A 14,686-nucleotide genomic window follows, 5' to 3' on the forward strand; every position below is an offset into this window, starting at 1 on the left:
GGCGCCCGTCGTCCAGCCGGACAGGCCCTACCCGAGCGCGAGCATCGCCTCGGTGATCTCGCCGACCGCCGCGTGGGGGATCGCGGTGGCGGCCTCCTCGAGGACGAGCAGCCGTGCCCGGGGGATCTCGCGCGCGATCGCCTCGCCGTTGCCGACGGGGAAGAACCGGTCGCGGCGGCCGTGGACGACGAGCGTGGGGGCCTCGATCTCGGGCAGCCGCTCGCGCCAGCGGGGGCTGCAGTCGAGCCTGGAGAACACCATGCGCATCTGGTTGGCCATCTGGACCGGGGGCGCGGTGCCGGGGGTGCGGTCCCAGATGCGCGCAGCGCTCGCGTGCGCGGCGACGGGGTCGTCGCCGAGGATCTCCGCGCCGGCGGCGGCGAACCGCGCGACCGCCTCGCGGTCGGCCCAATCGGGCATCGGACGCGCGAACAGCCGGCCCATCGTCGCCTGGTCGTGGTCGGGGAGGTCGTCGTCGGGCGGGCCGGGGGCAACCGCGCGGGTGCCGACCAGGGTGAGCGCGGAGAAGGCGCCCGGATGGTCGAGCACGGCCACCTGGGCGACCATCCCGCCGACCCCGATCCCCGCGAGGTGCGCAGGCGCCCCGCCGAGCGCGTCGGCAAGGGCCGCGGCGTCGGCGGCGAGGCCGCGCAGGGTGTAGGCGGGTGCCTGCGGATCCGCCGTCGTCGACTCCCCGCTGTCGCGCAGGTCGTAGCGCACCACACGGCGACCGCCGGCGGCGAGGCGCTCGCACAGCGCGTCGGGCCAGGAGAGCATCGTCGTCCCGCCCGCGAGCAGGACGAGCGGCGCGTCGTCGTCACCGAACGACTCGATGCCCAAGGAGATCTCATTGGCGTTGACAGTGGTCATCGGATCACCGGGCGTCGTCGTGTCCGAGGCCGCGGTCGGGTGCGCTCATGTCGCCCGTCGCGGGGGTGCCGTCGGTGCGGGCGTAGCGCAGGTAGACGGTGCCCTCCGGACCGGCCGCCGGCGGTTCGAGGAGGGCGAGGTTCGTGGGGACGGCGCCGCCGTCGAACACCTTCTTGCCGACGCCGAGGACGATCGGGTGCACCCACAGGTCGAGGCGGTCGAAGAGCCTCTCGCGCAGCAGGGGTGCCTGCCAGCCGCCGTACGGGAACCCCGCCGGGTCCTCGTCCGGTCCGCCGGGTGCCTGCCCGACGAGGCCGAGGGTCGCGAACATCTCGATGTGGATGAGTCCCATGTCTGTACTCCCGATGAGTTGGCCGTCCCGGTCGAGATGTAGACCCCCAGGAGCCGGAGAACTCATCGCCGCGCCGACGCCCGGTCTCCGCACCCGCCGACCGCCTCACCCGGCACACGGCCGACCACCAGCCGAGCCCTTGCTTCACCTATCGAAACTCGATAGATTCCCATCGTGGATCGATGCAAGGATGGGTCATGGGAAAGCTGACAGTACGCGCGCTGCGCGCCGTGCTCGTGGTGGTGCTCACCGGCACCGTGTTCGTACAGGCCTTGATGGCGTGGGCGCTGATCAGCGGGAACGACCCGGAGGACGGCTCGCTCCCGCTGACCCCGCTGCGCGTGATCACGATCCTGGGCATCGGGACGGCCCAGGTCGCCCTGGTCTGCGTCTGGCGACTGGTGACGATGGTGCGGCGCGGCACCGTCTTCTCCCACGCCGCCTTCCGGTACGTGGACACCATCATCGGCGCGATCGTCGCGGCCGCCCTCGTCTGGCTGGCGGTCACGGCCATCAACGCCCCCGGCCAGCGGGACGACCCGGGCGTCACCCTCATCATGGGCGGCATCGCCCTGGCCATCCTGGGAGTCGCGCTCATCGTGCTCATCCTGCGGATGCTGCTCACCCAGGCCGTCGCCCGCGACGTCGAAGCGGCGCAGATGCAGGCCGAGTTGGACACGGTGATCTGATGCCGATCGCCGTCGACATCGACGTGATGCTGGCCAGGCGGAAGATGTCTGTGGGCGAACTCGCAGAGCGCGTGGGAATCACGCCCGCCAACCTGGCGGTACTCAAGAACGGCCGCGCCAAGGCCGTGCGCTTTGCCACGCTCGCCGCACTCTGCGAGGCCCTCGACTGCCAGCCGGGCGACCTGCTCCGCTGGGAGGACGAGGCCCCCGCGGCCGAATGAACCGCCCCCGCCGCCGGGCCCTCGCCCATCCCGCCGGCCTTTGAGCAACCCCGCGAGGACCCCGGGACCGTACCCGGGGAGACCTCGACCTTCCCCGAGGGCCGGGCACCGCTGACCACCCCAACTTCTTCGGGTACCAACAGGCCTCTTCGCGCAGAAGAATCGCCTCATGGAGACCTTGGAGAACCACCGAACCGAACAGAACCGGGCCGTCGTGTGCGCCTTCATCGACGCGCTCTTCACCCGCGGCGACCTCGGCGCCGTCGACACCTATCTCTCGGAGTCCTTCCTCGACCACGACCCGCCCTTCGGCGCCGACGGCAGCCGCGAGGGCATGCGCCAGGCGGCCGCGCTGTTCCGCCGGGCCTTCCCCGACTGGCACGCCACCCCGCACTTCCTCGTCGCCGAGGACGACCTCGTCGTGGAGAACTTCTCCGCCACCGGCACCCACCGCGGCGACATCCTCGGGTCCGCGCCCACCGGCCACACCGTCACGCTCCGCGGGATCAACATCTTCCGGATCCGCGAGGGCCTCATCGTCGAACGCTGGGGCCGCCTCGACGAGCTCGGCCTTCTGCACCAGCTCGGCATCACCGCCGCCCCGGCGTAGCGTGGAGCCATGGAGCGGTCCACCGTGGAGCGCAGGGTCGCCGCCATCAGAGAGCGGTGCCGGACCGGCCTCGACACCACCGCACTGCACCAGGAGATCCTTCCCCGGCTTCGCCGTGTGGTGCCGATGGACGCGGCGTTCCTCGCCACGGTCGACCCGGTGACGCTGCTGTTCACCTCCGCCCGGGCCGAGGACCCGCTGGGCGAGACCACGGCCGCGTTCCTGGACAACGAGTTCGGGCGCGAGGACGTCAACAAGTTCACCGCCCTGGCGCAGGCCGCGGACCCGGTGGCCTCGCTCGACCGGGCCACCGGACAGGACCGCGGGGCCAGTCCCCGCTACCGGGAGATCATGGCCCCGCTCGGCCTCGGCGACGAACTGCGCGCCGCCCTGGTCAGCGCGGGCCGCTGCTGGGGCGTGCTGTGCCTGCACCGGCAGGACACGGCGCCCGGCTTCACCGACCGCGACATCGCGCTCGTGCGCGCACTCGGCCCGCACCTCGCCCGGGCCCTGCGGGCGACAGCGATCACGCCGCCCCGCGACCCCGCGTCCAGTCCGAGCGCGGTCGGACTGATGCTCTTCTCCCACGGCCGGCGCCTGGTCTCGATGAGTCCCGAAGCGGAGCAGTGGCTCGCGGAGTTCCCCGATCCGGAGCGGCACGGCCCCGACCGGATACCCGTCGCCATCCTCGCCGCCGCCGCGGGGCCGGCGCCCTCCACGATCCGGCTCCGCGGCCGCTCCGGCCGGTGGATCGCCCTGCACACCACCCGGGCAGGCGAACAGACCGGCGTCGTCATCGAACCCGCCCGCCCCGCCGACCTCGGGCCGATCCTGCTCAGCGCCCGCGGCCTCACCCCCGCACAGAGCCGCGTCGCCACCCTCGTCGCCCGCGGCCGCTCCACCCGCGAGATGGTGGCCGAACTCCACATCAGCGCCGGCACCGTCCAGGAACACCTCACGGCGGTCTTCGACAAGTTCGGTGTCCACAGCCGCCGCGAGCTGGTCGCCGAACTCCTGGCCGACCTCACCGGCCCCCCATGACGATCCCCGGCCGGAGACGACCGCTCCGGCGGCGGGCCGGCACCTCCCCGGCCTGAGCCGCCGACGGGACCGGGCCTTCCGTTCGGCCGGCTGCGGCCGCAGCGGCCGTAGCCCGCCCACGGCTCACCCGCTCAGTGCCAGCCGGAATTCCAGTCCCCGTCTATCTCGCGCCCGCACTCCACCGTGCCGCTGAGCGGTGGCAACGCGGCCATCCAGAGCGCCCGCCGTTCCCCCGTCCACCCCGCCGGGCCGGCCGGGCATGCGTGCCGCGCTCTCGACCCGTCCGTGCGGGGGCTTTCATCCCCTTGCCCCCAGCCCCCAGGTCGGGGCCGGTCGGCGGGAGAGCGCGGTGCTCAGCCGCCGAGGCGGGCCAGGAGCAGGCGCGCGCGTCGGCTCTTGGCCTCAGCGCGGCTCTTCAGGTGGAGCGCGCGGGCCAGGCGGTGCTGCTCGGCTTCCCGGATCCGCTCGTCGGCGATGGCGCGGGCGGTGTCGAGGTGGTGGTTCATGACGGTGGTTCCCCCTGTCGGCGGGTTGCCCGTCGATGGCTTCGGCATCGACCCGAGGCTTCCCTTGCTCCTCTGATTCTACGCCAATATTCGAGGGTTGAGCACCAATTCATGGCCATGATGGAGAGTTAGCCTGGTGTTTGAAGGTTCTTAGGCTTGGTGAGCAGCGGGTGAGCAATGGGTGAGCGCGACCGGCCCCGGACGGTGGGCTACCGGGAGGGCGGGTCCTCCCGGCCGTCGATCCGCAGGCTGTCCAGCCGCACCTGGTACCAGACGTCCGTGTGACCGCCGTCGGGCCGGTCCTCCGTGGGAACGACGGTCGCGACGCCGTACTCCCTGGTGCGGTCATGGACCATGCATCGGTCGTCTTCCTCGGCCGGGCCTGGAACCAGGCCGAGATGCGGCGCGCCCGAACCGCCGCCGATCCGCAGCCGAGCAGTGCACCCGCTGGGGCCGGCGAGTTCCTTGCCGCCGGTCCCGCATCGGGCCGCCCCGCTCGGGAGTTCAGGAGCCGGTGATGTGCTGGTCCCGCCCGGCCAAGTACACACGGGAGCTGTCGCGGGCTTCCGCCTTCATGACGATCGGATGATTCTGGGCCTGCTCGCTGTCGGACGACACCGGAGCCAAGCGTTCGGCCAGCAGCAGCCGCAGTTCATCGACGAGAGCGGGATCCTCGCCGGCCAACTGCTGCAACCGCAGGCGCCAGACACCCGCCAGAGCCTGCTCGGTGTCCTCGTCTCCCTGGTCCCGTGCAGCCAGTACCTGTGCGCGCACTGCCTCCAGGTCGGATCCGACCTCGTCGGCCCGATCCGGGCGTCGGCTCCGCCACCACTCCACCACCGCGGCCCGGGCCTGCTGCCAGCCGTCGGTTGCCATCGCGCTCACCAGCGCGCTTCCTGCTGCCAGGACGACCGGATCCATCCCGCCCCCACGTCGACAAGACACCGCCGTAGGAACCGTAACCGGCATCGCCTCGAACTCAAGCCCCTTTGGCCAAAGTTGTGGCGCTCCGCCACCGAACGAGCGACCGTGCCGCTCAACGTACAGACCCTCTTTCCCCGTGGCGGGGCCATCTCGGCGATGGCATCATGGGCGGCGTCGGATCCGGTGGGGGGAGCTGAGGTGGGCGCAATCGCCTTACGGGCGCACCAGGCCGCGCGGGACGAGCACGTCGTAGAACGGTGAGCGGCGCAGGGCGGCAGGAGCCCGAGGACGCCGCGGAGCGGCCGATCTTGATGAGCGCTGCGGCCGACAGGGACGCCAGGGTCTTCCAATCCGGCCGTGACATGGTTGTGGCGGAGACCGGCGACGTGCATCTGCACTACCTTGATGGCGTCCGCGAGAACCGGCGGGCCGCCGTGGACGCCGCCGTGGACTGTCCGTACCCGGGGCTGAAGCCGTTCGAGACGGGCGATGCCCGGTGGTTCTTCGGCAGGGACGACCTCGTCGCACAGGTGCTGGCCGAGCTCGACCGCGACGCCGAGGGTCCACTCGTCATCGTCGCTCCCTCCGGGGCGGGGAAGTCCTCGCTGCTGCGGGCAGGGGTGCTGTCGGCGTTGGCGGCAGGCCGCCTGCCCGGTTCGGCCGGCTGGAGCCGGCTGCTGCTGACCCCCACCGAGCGGCCGGTCGACGAACTGACCGCCCGGCTGGAGCAGATCGTCGGAGTCGGTGCCGCAGAGGTCCGTCGTGCGAGCGGGGCGGGCCCGGACGCGGTTGCCTCCGCGCTGCGCGCGTTGCCCGGCACCTCCCGCCTCCTGCTGGTCGTGGACCAGCTCGAAGAACTGTTCACCCTGTGCACCGACGAGCCGCAGCGGCACGCCTTCCTCGATCTTCTGGCCGCTCTGGCCGCCGGCCCGGAGCCGGCCGCCACTGTCGTCTGCGCGCTGCGGTCCGACTTCTACTCCCGGTGCGTGGCCTACTCCCCATTGCGGTCCGCGTTGCAGCACCGCCAGATCGTCCTCGGGCCGCTGACGCAGGAGAACCTCCGGGAGGCCGTCCTCTTCCCTGCCCGGGAGGTCGGACTCGTCCTGGAGCCCGGACTGGTAGAGCTGATGCTGGCCGACCTCGGGGAGGCGGGGCGGGAGGCCGGCCGGCTGCCGCTGCTGGCCCACGCCTTGCGGGCCGTCTGGCACCAGCGACAGGGCAACACCCTGACCGTCGGCGGGTACCGCACCACCGGCGGGATCGGCCAGGCCGTGGCAACCAGCGCCGAGCGGATCTACTCCGGCCTCGACCCGGCAGGGCAGGCGGCGGCCCAGGCCATGTTCCTGCGGCTGGTCCGAATCGGGGAGAGCCCCGACGGAACGGAGGACACCCGTCGCAGGGTCGCCCGGTCCGACCTGCCTGCCGGCCTCGTCGGGGTCTTCACCACCGGCCGGCTGCTCACCGTGGAGCACGACGTCGTCACCATTGCACACGAGGCCCTCGTCCGTGCCTGGCCCCGGATGCGGACGTGGATCGAGTCCGATCGTGCCGACCGGCTCGTGCGCCAGGGCCTCGAAGAGGCCGCGGCGGCCTGGGAGCGCGACGGCCGGGATCCGGGCGTGCTCTACCGGGGAGAACGCCTGGCCGCGGCCCGGCGGGTGGCCCACGAGGCCGGTCCGATCGCCACTGCCTTCCTGACCGCCTCCGTGCACCGGGCCCGCCGAGCCGCCTCCCGCCGTAACCGGGTGATCGCGGTGCTGAGCGCTCTGGTCCTCGTCGCGGCCGCCGCCGCAGCGACCGCCGTACGGCAGAGCCTTACGGCCCGGTCGGAGCGCGACACCGCCGTGTTCCACCAGATCCTGGCCAAGGCGGACCACCTGAGGGGGACCGATCCGTCGCTGGCCGCCCAACTGGACCTGGCCGCCTACCGCATGCGCCAGGCGGACCCGGAGGCATACACCCGACTTGTCAACGATGCCTCGTCGACGTTGTCGACCCCCTTGGCCCACCGGAACCCGGTCGGCGAGGTGGTGTTCAGCCCGGACGGCCGGCTCCTGGCCGGTGTGGGGCTGCACGGTCTCCTGGAGCTGTGGGACACGACCGAACCGCGGCACCCCGCCTCCCGAACCGGGCTGCTGCCGGGGCTCGACACCGGTGTCCTGTCGGCCGCGTTCAGCCCGGACAGCAGGCTGCTGGCAGTGGGCAGCGACGGACACGTCCGGCTGTGGGACGTCACCGACCCCGCCCGCCCGAAGGCCGGGGCCACCCTGAGGACGAACGGAGGCGTCGACGCGATCGCCTTCAGCCCCGACGGCGGACGTCTGGCCGTGGGCGACGACAAGCAGGTCCGGGTCTGGGACCTGGCCGTCCCCTCGTCACCGGCCCCGCTCGGCGAGCCGCTCGGCCAGAGCGGCCTCGCCACCCGCCTGCGCTTCGGCCGGGACGGCAACGTCCTGGTCGTGGGCGTCCCGGCCACGAACCCGACGGACACCGCGGTCCGGGTGTGGGACCTGACCGGATTGGCCGCGTCCACCCCGCACAGCACGGCCTTGACGGTGGAGGGCCGGCCGACCGTGAGCTGGTTCGGCATGAGCCCCGACGGCAGGGAGGTCGCCGTGGCGGCCGGCGGCGGCACCGTCCACCGGTGGGACATCGGCAACCCAGCGGCTCCCGCACCCCTGGGGGAGCCGCTGCCCGGTCACGGCAACCTGCCGGCGTCCCTTGCCCACAGCCCTGACGGCCGCATTCTCGCCGTCGCAGGCGACGACGGCACCATCCGGCTGTGGGACGTCACCGACCGCGCGCGCCCCAAGCCCCTCGGCACACCTCTGCCGGGATCCTCCCCGACGTCCGGCCCCCTGCCCTCGGACCTGCTCGGCAACGGCTGTGAAATCGTCTTCAGCCCCGACAGCACCACACTTGCCGCGGCAGGCGGCGACGGAACGGTGCGCCTGTGGAACGTGGCCCTGCCCGAGCACATCACCCCCCTCGGCAACCCGCTCATCGGCCACGGCGACGCGGTCCACTCCCTGGCGTTCGGTCCGGACGGCACGACTCTGGCGACGGCAGGGATGGACAGCACGGTCCGGCTGTGGAGCCTGCCGGGGTCACGGCTGGTACAGCAGGGCGATCCCACGGGAGGCCTCTCGATCAGCTCCGACGGCGGACTCCTCGCCGTGCCCAGTGACGACGGCCCCCCGGGCATCCGGATACTGCGGACCACCCCGGCGGGCACCTTGGCCGGGACCGGGACCGACCACCGGTTCAAGGACGTGTGGCCAGCGGCGTTCAGCCCGGCCGGGCGGACGCTCGCGACCGCCACGACCGACCAGACCCTACGACTGTGGGACCTGCACGACCCGGCCTCGCCGCAGGCGGCCGGAAGCACGACGACCGGACACCAGGACACAGTCAATCAGATGATCTTCACCCCGGACGGGGGCACACTCCTCACCAGCGACCGGATGTCGGTACGGCTGTGGAACGTCAAGGACCAGACCCGTCCGACGGCACTGGGCACCCTCGTCGATCTCGCAGACCAGGCGGCACACGACTACGGCGTAGGCATCGGCCGTCTGGCCCTCAGCGCCGACGGAGCCGTGCTCGCCGTCGAGACCCGCGAAGGCGCGGGGCAGACGAGCGTGCGCTTGTGGGACGTCCGCGATCCGGCCCGGCCACGTCCGGCCGGCACCCTGTCCGCCCCGCTGGGCACCGTCGAATCGGGACCGCCTCTCTCCGTCACCTCCCTGGTCGTCGTCGGTACCACTCTCATCCTCGGTGACCAGGACGGGAGGCTTCACCTGTGGGACATCGGCGACCCGGCACGACCCCGGTCACGCGGTCCCGCCGTCAGCGCACACGCCGTCAAGGTGACCTCCCTGGCACTCGATCCGCAGGGCAGGACCCTGGCCACGAGCAGCGAGGACCACACCGTGCGCCTCTGGGACATCAGCGACGCCTCCCGCCTCCGGCCCCTTGGCACACCCCTGACGGGCCACGCGGGACCGGTGACCGCCCTGGCCTACAGCCCGGACGGCAGACACCTCGTGACCACGAGCCGTGACGGCACCGTCCAGCTCCGCGCGCTGAGCCCGGACGACCTGTCCCGCACCGTCTGTGCCACCACCTGGCAGGCCCTCACCCGCACCTCATGGGAGCGCCATCTGCCGGGTATCCCCTACAAGCCTCCCTGCTGATTTCTCGGTCCGGCAGACGAGGGCGGGGGCCGGCCGTGCGTCTGCCCACCGGCCAACGGCACACCGCCCGTACGTGGAGGGCTTCGCCCGGGCCGACGGAACGGTGCGCCGGCCCGGCCGGCCTCCCGGGCACTAGGCTCATGATCAGAAGTACTTCCGGATAAGGAAGTTCACCCTCACGACACACCATCCTCGGAGGTGGCCCATGGCCGAGCAGGTACGCTCGCGCATCTCGGCGTACGCGATCGCGACGATGGAGGACCAACTGCTGCTGACCCGGCTCTCGGAGGCATCACCGGTCTTCCTGCCCGGCCTGTGGCACCTCCCCGGCGGCGGAATCGACCCCGGCGAGCAGCCGCAGGAGACCCTCGCCCGCGAGCTCTACGAGGAGACCGGCCTCGAACTCGCCGACTCCCGCCTCGTCGACGCCCGCAGCTACAGCGCCCACCGCCTCGGCCTGGACTGGCACCTCGTCGGCCTCTTCTACCAGGTCGACCTCAAGCCCGGCACCCTCAAGGTCACCGAGACCGACGGATCCACCGCCGAGGCCCGCTGGCTGCCCCTGTCCGGCCTCGCCGACCCGGTCCTCTCTCCCGCCGCCGTCGACGCCCTCCGCATGATCGGCCGCTGACACACGTCAGTGGGGGCGTAGGCGTCTGATGCCGTGTCAGGATACGCCTGGCCCAGGGGTGCTGGCCTTGCTCAGGCCGCTCTCCGCGATCAGCTGCTGTGACCACACGCTGTGGCGTTGTCAGGTTGAGCGGGCCCCGGACATCGTCCCACCGGGCGCCAGGCCGATCCGAAACCGGGTCCAGAGCCTGGGAGCCGCGCGGTCAAACTTCGTTGAGAACTCCCTGCCCCCGCCCCGGACGAGAGGGCTTCCTGTGCGGTGCGCAGCGCGCGCCGGTGCGGGCTGTCGCTGCCCAGGGGATCGCCGCTGCGGGGCAGTAGGGCTTGTAGCACCCGGTTCCGGCCGTTCTCGGCCGCGCGCCCCTACGCCTTCTAGCCGGAAACGCCACCTCCACGTAGCGTGGTGGACCCGCGACTGAGGGGGAGGCTGCGGTGCAGCAATGGGGATGGTTGTGGGGCGACACCCTGTCAAACATGCGGCCCCGGGTATCGAGTACCTTCCACTTCTCCGGTGTCAGCGCCCGGGACGAGCTGGCCTCAGTGATCCGTGCCGAGGTCGATGAGCCCGAATACAGGCGACTCGCTGACATGATCGCGGCGGCGACTCCTCCTCTGACGGCCGTGGTCGGAGCCGATGTGTTGTTCGTCGTCCAGCTCGGCGCGAACGCGAAGCCCGTCATGGACCGGTCCTTCACCCGCATGTACGACGCGGCGTTCGAGTACGCCATAAGGAAGCGGGGGCGCGGACGCCCGAAGCTCTGGCACTGAAGCGGGCCGCCGGCAGCAGGCAGACGCGCGCGAGGACACGGCGGTACCACTCAGGGGCCGGAGGGCGTGCTCAACATCTGGACCCGGCGGTCAAGCTCCGCTGCGACGTCCATCCGCGAGGCCGCGCGCAGGAGCCCGACGCCGCCTGCCGGGAGGAGCTCTGGCATGGCGTCCCCACTCCGTGTCCTCCACGTCCCCGGCGGCCGCCCGTTCGCCGAGGACGGTCCCTGCCGCGGGGGAGAAGCCTCGTGCCCCACCCTCCGGGCCGGCCTCGGACGGCGCCGGTCACGACGGCGCTCTGCCCATCGTCAGTGCGGTTCGCGCCTGCCCGCGTAGCCAGGCGTGGGCGGGGTCGGTGTCGTAGCGCTGATGCCATGACAGGTAGACGGGCGCCGACGGTAGTTCGAGCGGCAGGGGGAGTACGGCCAGGCCGAGGTCGGCGACCGCGCGGCGGGTGGTGGCCTCGGGGACGGTGACCAGGAGATCGGATTCGCGCGCGAACTCCAGCGCGGCGGCCTCGGTGGGTGCGGTCGCCACCACCCGGCGGGTGAGGCCGAGCCGGGCCAGGGCGTCGTCGAGGGCGTTGGTGAGGTTTCCGCGCCGGGAGACGGTGATGTGGTCGGCGGCGGCGAACTGCTCCGCGGTGACGGTCCGGTCGCGGGTGAGGGGATGCCCCTGGCGCAGGGCGGCGACGAGGTGGGTCTCGCCCACCTTCTCGGCACGGATGTCCGGTGTGCCCGGGCGGTTGGCGTTCGCCTCCAGGTCGACCTCGCCGCGCTGCAACTCGGGGGTGTCGGTGCTCGATTCCGCGACGAAACGCAGTCGCACTCCCGGCGCCCGCACGCGCACGGCCGCGAGCAGTGCGGGGCCGCTCGCGGTGACCAGGGAATCGTGCCAGCGGAGCGTGAAGGTGCGCTCCAACGTCGCCAGATCGAGTTCACGGCTCGGTGCCAGCACCCCTTGGACCTGCTGCAGGAGCTCGTGCACCTGTGCCCGAACGGCGATCGCGTACGGCGTCGGTGTCATCGTCCGGCCCGTGCGCACCAGGATCTGATCCCCGGTCGTGCGCCGGATCCGGCCGAGGCTGCGGCTCATCGCGGGGGCGGTGACATGAAGGCGCGCGGCCGCGCCGGCCACGCTGCCCTCCTCCAGCAGCGCGTCGAGCGCGGCGAGCAGATTCAAATCCAATTGCATGCGAGTAACTCTAGGCGTTCCTGACATGCATTTGAAGTTAATCATTGGGCTCTATACCTTCGAGACCAGAGCGCCGAACAGAGCGCTGAACGGAGCGCACAGTTCAGCTCGAACGGCCTCATCACCCCCTACTCACAAGGGAGTTCACCATGTCCGAAATGCTTCAGACCGCCGACGTTGCCGCCTCCGACGCCGACCTGCTCGGCCAGAGCGCGATCGCCGTGCGCGAGGCCGGCTCCGCGCTGCGCGAGCGCTTCGGCGACGTGGTCCGCTACCAGACCCGCGACGAGCTGATGCGCGCGCTCGCCGCCAACGACGACACGGCCCTCGATATCCTGCGGCCCCGCCTCACGCAGCTGCGCCCGCAAGCCCGGTGGGTGGAGGACGAGCTCGACGGCGGGGCGTTGCCGTCCGGCGAATGGTGGGTGGTGGATCCGGCCGAAGGCAACGTCAACCACCTGCACGGCCTGCCGGACTGGGCGGTCACTGCCACCCTTGTGCGCGAGAACCGCCCGGTGCTCACCGTGGTCCACCTTCCGCTGACCGGCGAGACCTACACCGCGCTCACCGGGGCGGGCGCCCACCTCGACGGCCGGCCGCTGCACGTCTCCCCGACCACGGATCTCGGCCTGAGCATCGTGGCCACCAGCCAGGCCCGGCCGGACGAGGACGAGGCGGTGGTGCGGCGCGTCGGCTCCTCGATCACCGCGATGCTCCTCGACGCGCTCGTCGTGCGCACCGCCGTGCCCGCGACCCTGCACCTGGCGAACGTGGCCGCCGGCCGGATCGACGCCTTCTGGCAGTTCGCCGGCGCCCGCGCGGACCTCCTCCCCGGAGCGCTGCTCGTCACCGAGGCCGGCGGACGCGTCTCCGACGCCCACGGCCGCCCCTGGACCCCGCAGAGCGAGAGCTTCCTGGCCACCGCCCCCGGCATCCACGCCGAAGCCGTGACCACGCTCTCGCGCTGACCGCACGCCACGACCCACCCCTACGGAAGGACCTCCCCACCATGACCACGATCGCCGTACTCGGAAACGGCCGCGTCGGCGGCAACCTGGCCGCGGCCCTCGCCCGGGCGGGACACGAGGTGACGGTGGCGGACCGCTCGCCCGGCGCCGCCGCCGGCGCGGCCGAGGCCGCCGAGGTCGTCATCAACGCCACCCCCGGCGCCGGCTCGCTGGAGCGGCTCGCCGCCCTGCGCGAGGAACTGCGGGGCAAGATCCTCGTCGACGTCTCCAACGCCACCACCGACGGACCGGACGGACTGCCCGCCGACCTGCTCCACCCCGGCTCCAGCCTCGCCGAGCAGATCCAGGAAGCGCTCCCGGACACGCGCGTCGTCAAGACCCTCAACACCATGCTCTTCCCGGTGATGACCGCGCCGGCCATCCTCACCCAGGCGCCCGATGCCTTCCTCTCCGGCGAGGACCCGCAGGCCAAGCAGACCGTCCGCGACCTGCTCACCGACCTCGGCTGGCGCACCGAGTGGATCACCGACCTCGGCGGGATCAAGACCGCCCGCGCCACGGAGGCCGCGATACTGTTCGTGCCGCACGTGATCCGGTCCGCCGGATTCGCGCCCTTCGCGATCTCGATCGCCCGCTGATCCGCCGAGCCGGGCGGCCGAGCCGGCGTCCTTCGGCGCGGACCCGGCCGAACAGGCGTCGCAGGCCGCGGCGTTCGGGCAGTCGCCTCTCCCGCGGGCGCGGATCAGGCCGAGACGGCCGCACGGGACAAGGCGGTGCGCAGCGCGAAGACGCCGAGCAAGCCGCCTGACGCGAATCGCTGAGCGGTCATCACGCGAGGCCGGGCGACCAGGAACCCCGACACCCTGGCCGCGCCCAGCATGATCAGAGCGTTCACGGAGATCCCCACGATGACCTGCACACCACCGAGCTGGAGCAGTTGCGCCCAGTCCGGGCCCGCCTGCGGATCCATGAACTGGGGCAGAAGAGCGGCGTACATGAGAGCGATCTTGGGGTTGAGCAGGTTGGTCAGGAGCCCCATCGAGAACAGGCGGGCGTCGGAGACCGCAGGCAGGTCCCGGGCCGGTGCGAAGGGGGAGCGGCCCCCGGGCTTGAGCATGCCCCATGCCAGGTGGGCCAGGTAGGCGGCCCCGGCGAGCTTGACCACCGTGAACGCCAGCGGCACGGCGGCGAACAACGCGGACAGGCCCGCGGCCGCGGCCAGCAGGTAGCACAGGAACCCCACGGCGGTCCCGCTCAGACTGACCAGCCCCGCCCTGCGGCCCTGGGTGATCGCGCGAGAGGCGAGGTGGATCATGTTCGGTCCCGGAGTCAGGGCCATGCCCAGTTCGACCAGGGCCACTCCCCCTGCTGTGGCCGGACTGATCACTGGTCAACTCCCGATCGCTTGCCGGGATCTGGTACCCGGAGTGGGGCGGTGCCCGGCTGCGTCGGGCGGCTGCGACGAATGAGCCGTGCCCGCATCTGAGCCGTGCCTGCATCGTCCACCCCAGGATACGGGCCTGCCGGCCGGCGCCGTCGTGCACCCCTGACTCCAGCGGGCCGACGCCGTCAAACGTGCAGCCGGACCGCCCACGGTCGCGCCGGCGAACCCCACGTCATCGCCCGGACAGGCCCTGGCAAGGCACGCCTCCGCGGCGGGCCCGCGCCGGCATCGGCGCGGGCTCCGGCCCCCATGCGGTGGATGCCCTCAGCAGAG

Annotated in this window: 16 protein-coding genes; 9 read left to right on the top strand and 7 right to left on the bottom strand. The window is 72.3% G+C overall.

The window, feature by feature from the left end:
• Window positions 1-27 precede the first annotated feature (27 nt).
• Complete coding sequence (locus ACGFZP_RS21895; protein ID WP_392935434.1) at window positions 28-870, bottom strand: alpha/beta fold hydrolase; 843 nt, start codon at window positions 868-870, stop codon at window positions 28-30.
• A gap of 4 nt (window positions 871-874) precedes the next feature.
• Window positions 875-1,222 carry a hypothetical protein gene (locus tag ACGFZP_RS21900; protein ID WP_392935436.1) on the bottom strand — a complete coding sequence of 116 codons (348 nt, stop codon included), beginning with the start codon at window positions 1,220-1,222 and terminating at the stop codon, window positions 875-877.
• Window positions 1,223-1,419: 197 nt separating this feature from the next.
• Between ACGFZP_RS21900 and ACGFZP_RS21905 the strand changes: the two genes are divergently transcribed.
• The 4 genes from ACGFZP_RS21905 to ACGFZP_RS21920 all read left to right on the top strand — a co-directional run bounded on the left by ACGFZP_RS21905 (window position 1,420) and on the right by ACGFZP_RS21920 (window position 3,783).
• Window positions 1,420-1,911 (top strand): DUF2975 domain-containing protein, encoded by a 492-nt coding sequence (locus tag ACGFZP_RS21905; RefSeq protein WP_392935439.1) that lies wholly within the window; start codon window positions 1,420-1,422, stop codon window positions 1,909-1,911.
• Window positions 1,911-2,132 carry a helix-turn-helix domain-containing protein gene (locus ACGFZP_RS21910; RefSeq protein ID WP_392935441.1) on the top strand — a complete coding sequence of 74 codons (222 nt, stop codon included), beginning with the start codon at window positions 1,911-1,913 and terminating at the stop codon, window positions 2,130-2,132. Before ACGFZP_RS21905 ends, ACGFZP_RS21910 begins: the two co-directional genes overlap by 1 nt.
• A gap of 169 nt (window positions 2,133-2,301) precedes the next feature.
• Window positions 2,302-2,742, top strand: a complete 441-nt coding sequence (locus ACGFZP_RS21915) for an ester cyclase (protein WP_392935443.1) — start codon at window positions 2,302-2,304, stop codon at window positions 2,740-2,742.
• Window positions 2,743-2,751: 9 nt separating this feature from the next.
• Window positions 2,752-3,783: a LuxR C-terminal-related transcriptional regulator gene (locus tag ACGFZP_RS21920; RefSeq protein ID WP_392935445.1), complete on the top strand. Its 1,032-nt coding sequence runs from the start codon at window positions 2,752-2,754 to the stop codon at window positions 3,781-3,783.
• 353 nt (window positions 3,784-4,136) lie between these two features.
• On the opposite strand, the gene ACGFZP_RS21925 is transcribed toward ACGFZP_RS21920, so the two are convergent.
• From ACGFZP_RS21925 to ACGFZP_RS21935, 3 genes are all read right to left on the bottom strand, one after another.
• Complete coding sequence (locus ACGFZP_RS21925; protein ID WP_392935447.1) at window positions 4,137-4,289, bottom strand: hypothetical protein; 153 nt, start codon at window positions 4,287-4,289, stop codon at window positions 4,137-4,139.
• A 209-nt stretch (window positions 4,290-4,498) separates the two neighbouring features.
• On the bottom strand, window positions 4,499-4,645 hold the full coding sequence (locus ACGFZP_RS21930) for a hypothetical protein (protein WP_392935449.1): 147 nt from the start codon (window positions 4,643-4,645) through the stop codon (window positions 4,499-4,501).
• 148 nt (window positions 4,646-4,793) lie between these two features.
• On the bottom strand, window positions 4,794-5,210 hold the full coding sequence (locus ACGFZP_RS21935) for a hypothetical protein (RefSeq protein WP_392935452.1): 417 nt from the start codon (window positions 5,208-5,210) through the stop codon (window positions 4,794-4,796).
• A 389-nt stretch (window positions 5,211-5,599) separates the two neighbouring features.
• Between ACGFZP_RS21935 and ACGFZP_RS21940 the strand changes: the two genes are divergently transcribed.
• From ACGFZP_RS21940 to ACGFZP_RS21950, 3 genes are all read left to right on the top strand, one after another.
• Window positions 5,600-9,409, top strand: coding sequence for a hypothetical protein (locus ACGFZP_RS21940; RefSeq protein ID WP_392935454.1), 3,810 nt, complete (start codon window positions 5,600-5,602; stop codon window positions 9,407-9,409).
• Between the two features lie 205 nt (window positions 9,410-9,614).
• On the top strand, window positions 9,615-10,040 hold the full coding sequence (locus ACGFZP_RS21945; protein WP_392935457.1) for an NUDIX domain-containing protein: 426 nt from the start codon (window positions 9,615-9,617) through the stop codon (window positions 10,038-10,040).
• 431 nt (window positions 10,041-10,471) lie between these two features.
• Window positions 10,472-10,807: a hypothetical protein gene (locus ACGFZP_RS21950; protein WP_392935459.1), complete on the top strand. Its 336-nt coding sequence runs from the start codon at window positions 10,472-10,474 to the stop codon at window positions 10,805-10,807.
• 285 nt (window positions 10,808-11,092) lie between these two features.
• Here the strand turns inward: ACGFZP_RS21950 and ACGFZP_RS21955 are convergent, their stop codons facing one another.
• Window positions 11,093-12,001, bottom strand: a complete 909-nt coding sequence (locus tag ACGFZP_RS21955; RefSeq protein ID WP_392935462.1) for a LysR family transcriptional regulator — start codon at window positions 11,999-12,001, stop codon at window positions 11,093-11,095.
• A gap of 149 nt (window positions 12,002-12,150) precedes the next feature.
• On the opposite strand from ACGFZP_RS21955, the gene ACGFZP_RS21960 reads away from it, so the two are divergent.
• A complete protein-coding gene (locus ACGFZP_RS21960) occupies window positions 12,151-12,969 on the top strand; it encodes an inositol monophosphatase family protein (protein WP_392935465.1) in 819 nt (272 codons plus the stop codon).
• A 41-nt stretch (window positions 12,970-13,010) separates the two neighbouring features.
• Entirely contained in the window at window positions 13,011-13,607 is a 597-nt protein-coding gene (locus ACGFZP_RS21965) for an NADPH-dependent F420 reductase (RefSeq protein ID WP_392935467.1), read from the top strand.
• Window positions 13,608-13,711: 104 nt separating this feature from the next.
• On the opposite strand, the gene ACGFZP_RS21970 is transcribed toward ACGFZP_RS21965, so the two are convergent.
• Window positions 13,712-14,356, bottom strand: a complete 645-nt coding sequence (locus ACGFZP_RS21970; RefSeq protein ID WP_392935470.1) for a LysE family translocator — start codon at window positions 14,354-14,356, stop codon at window positions 13,712-13,714.
• Between the last annotated feature and the right edge of the window lie 330 nt (window positions 14,357-14,686).

The organism is Kitasatospora sp. NPDC048239 (assembly GCF_043202015.1).
In the GTDB taxonomy this organism is placed as follows: Bacteria; Actinomycetota; Actinomycetes; order Streptomycetales; family Streptomycetaceae; genus Kitasatospora.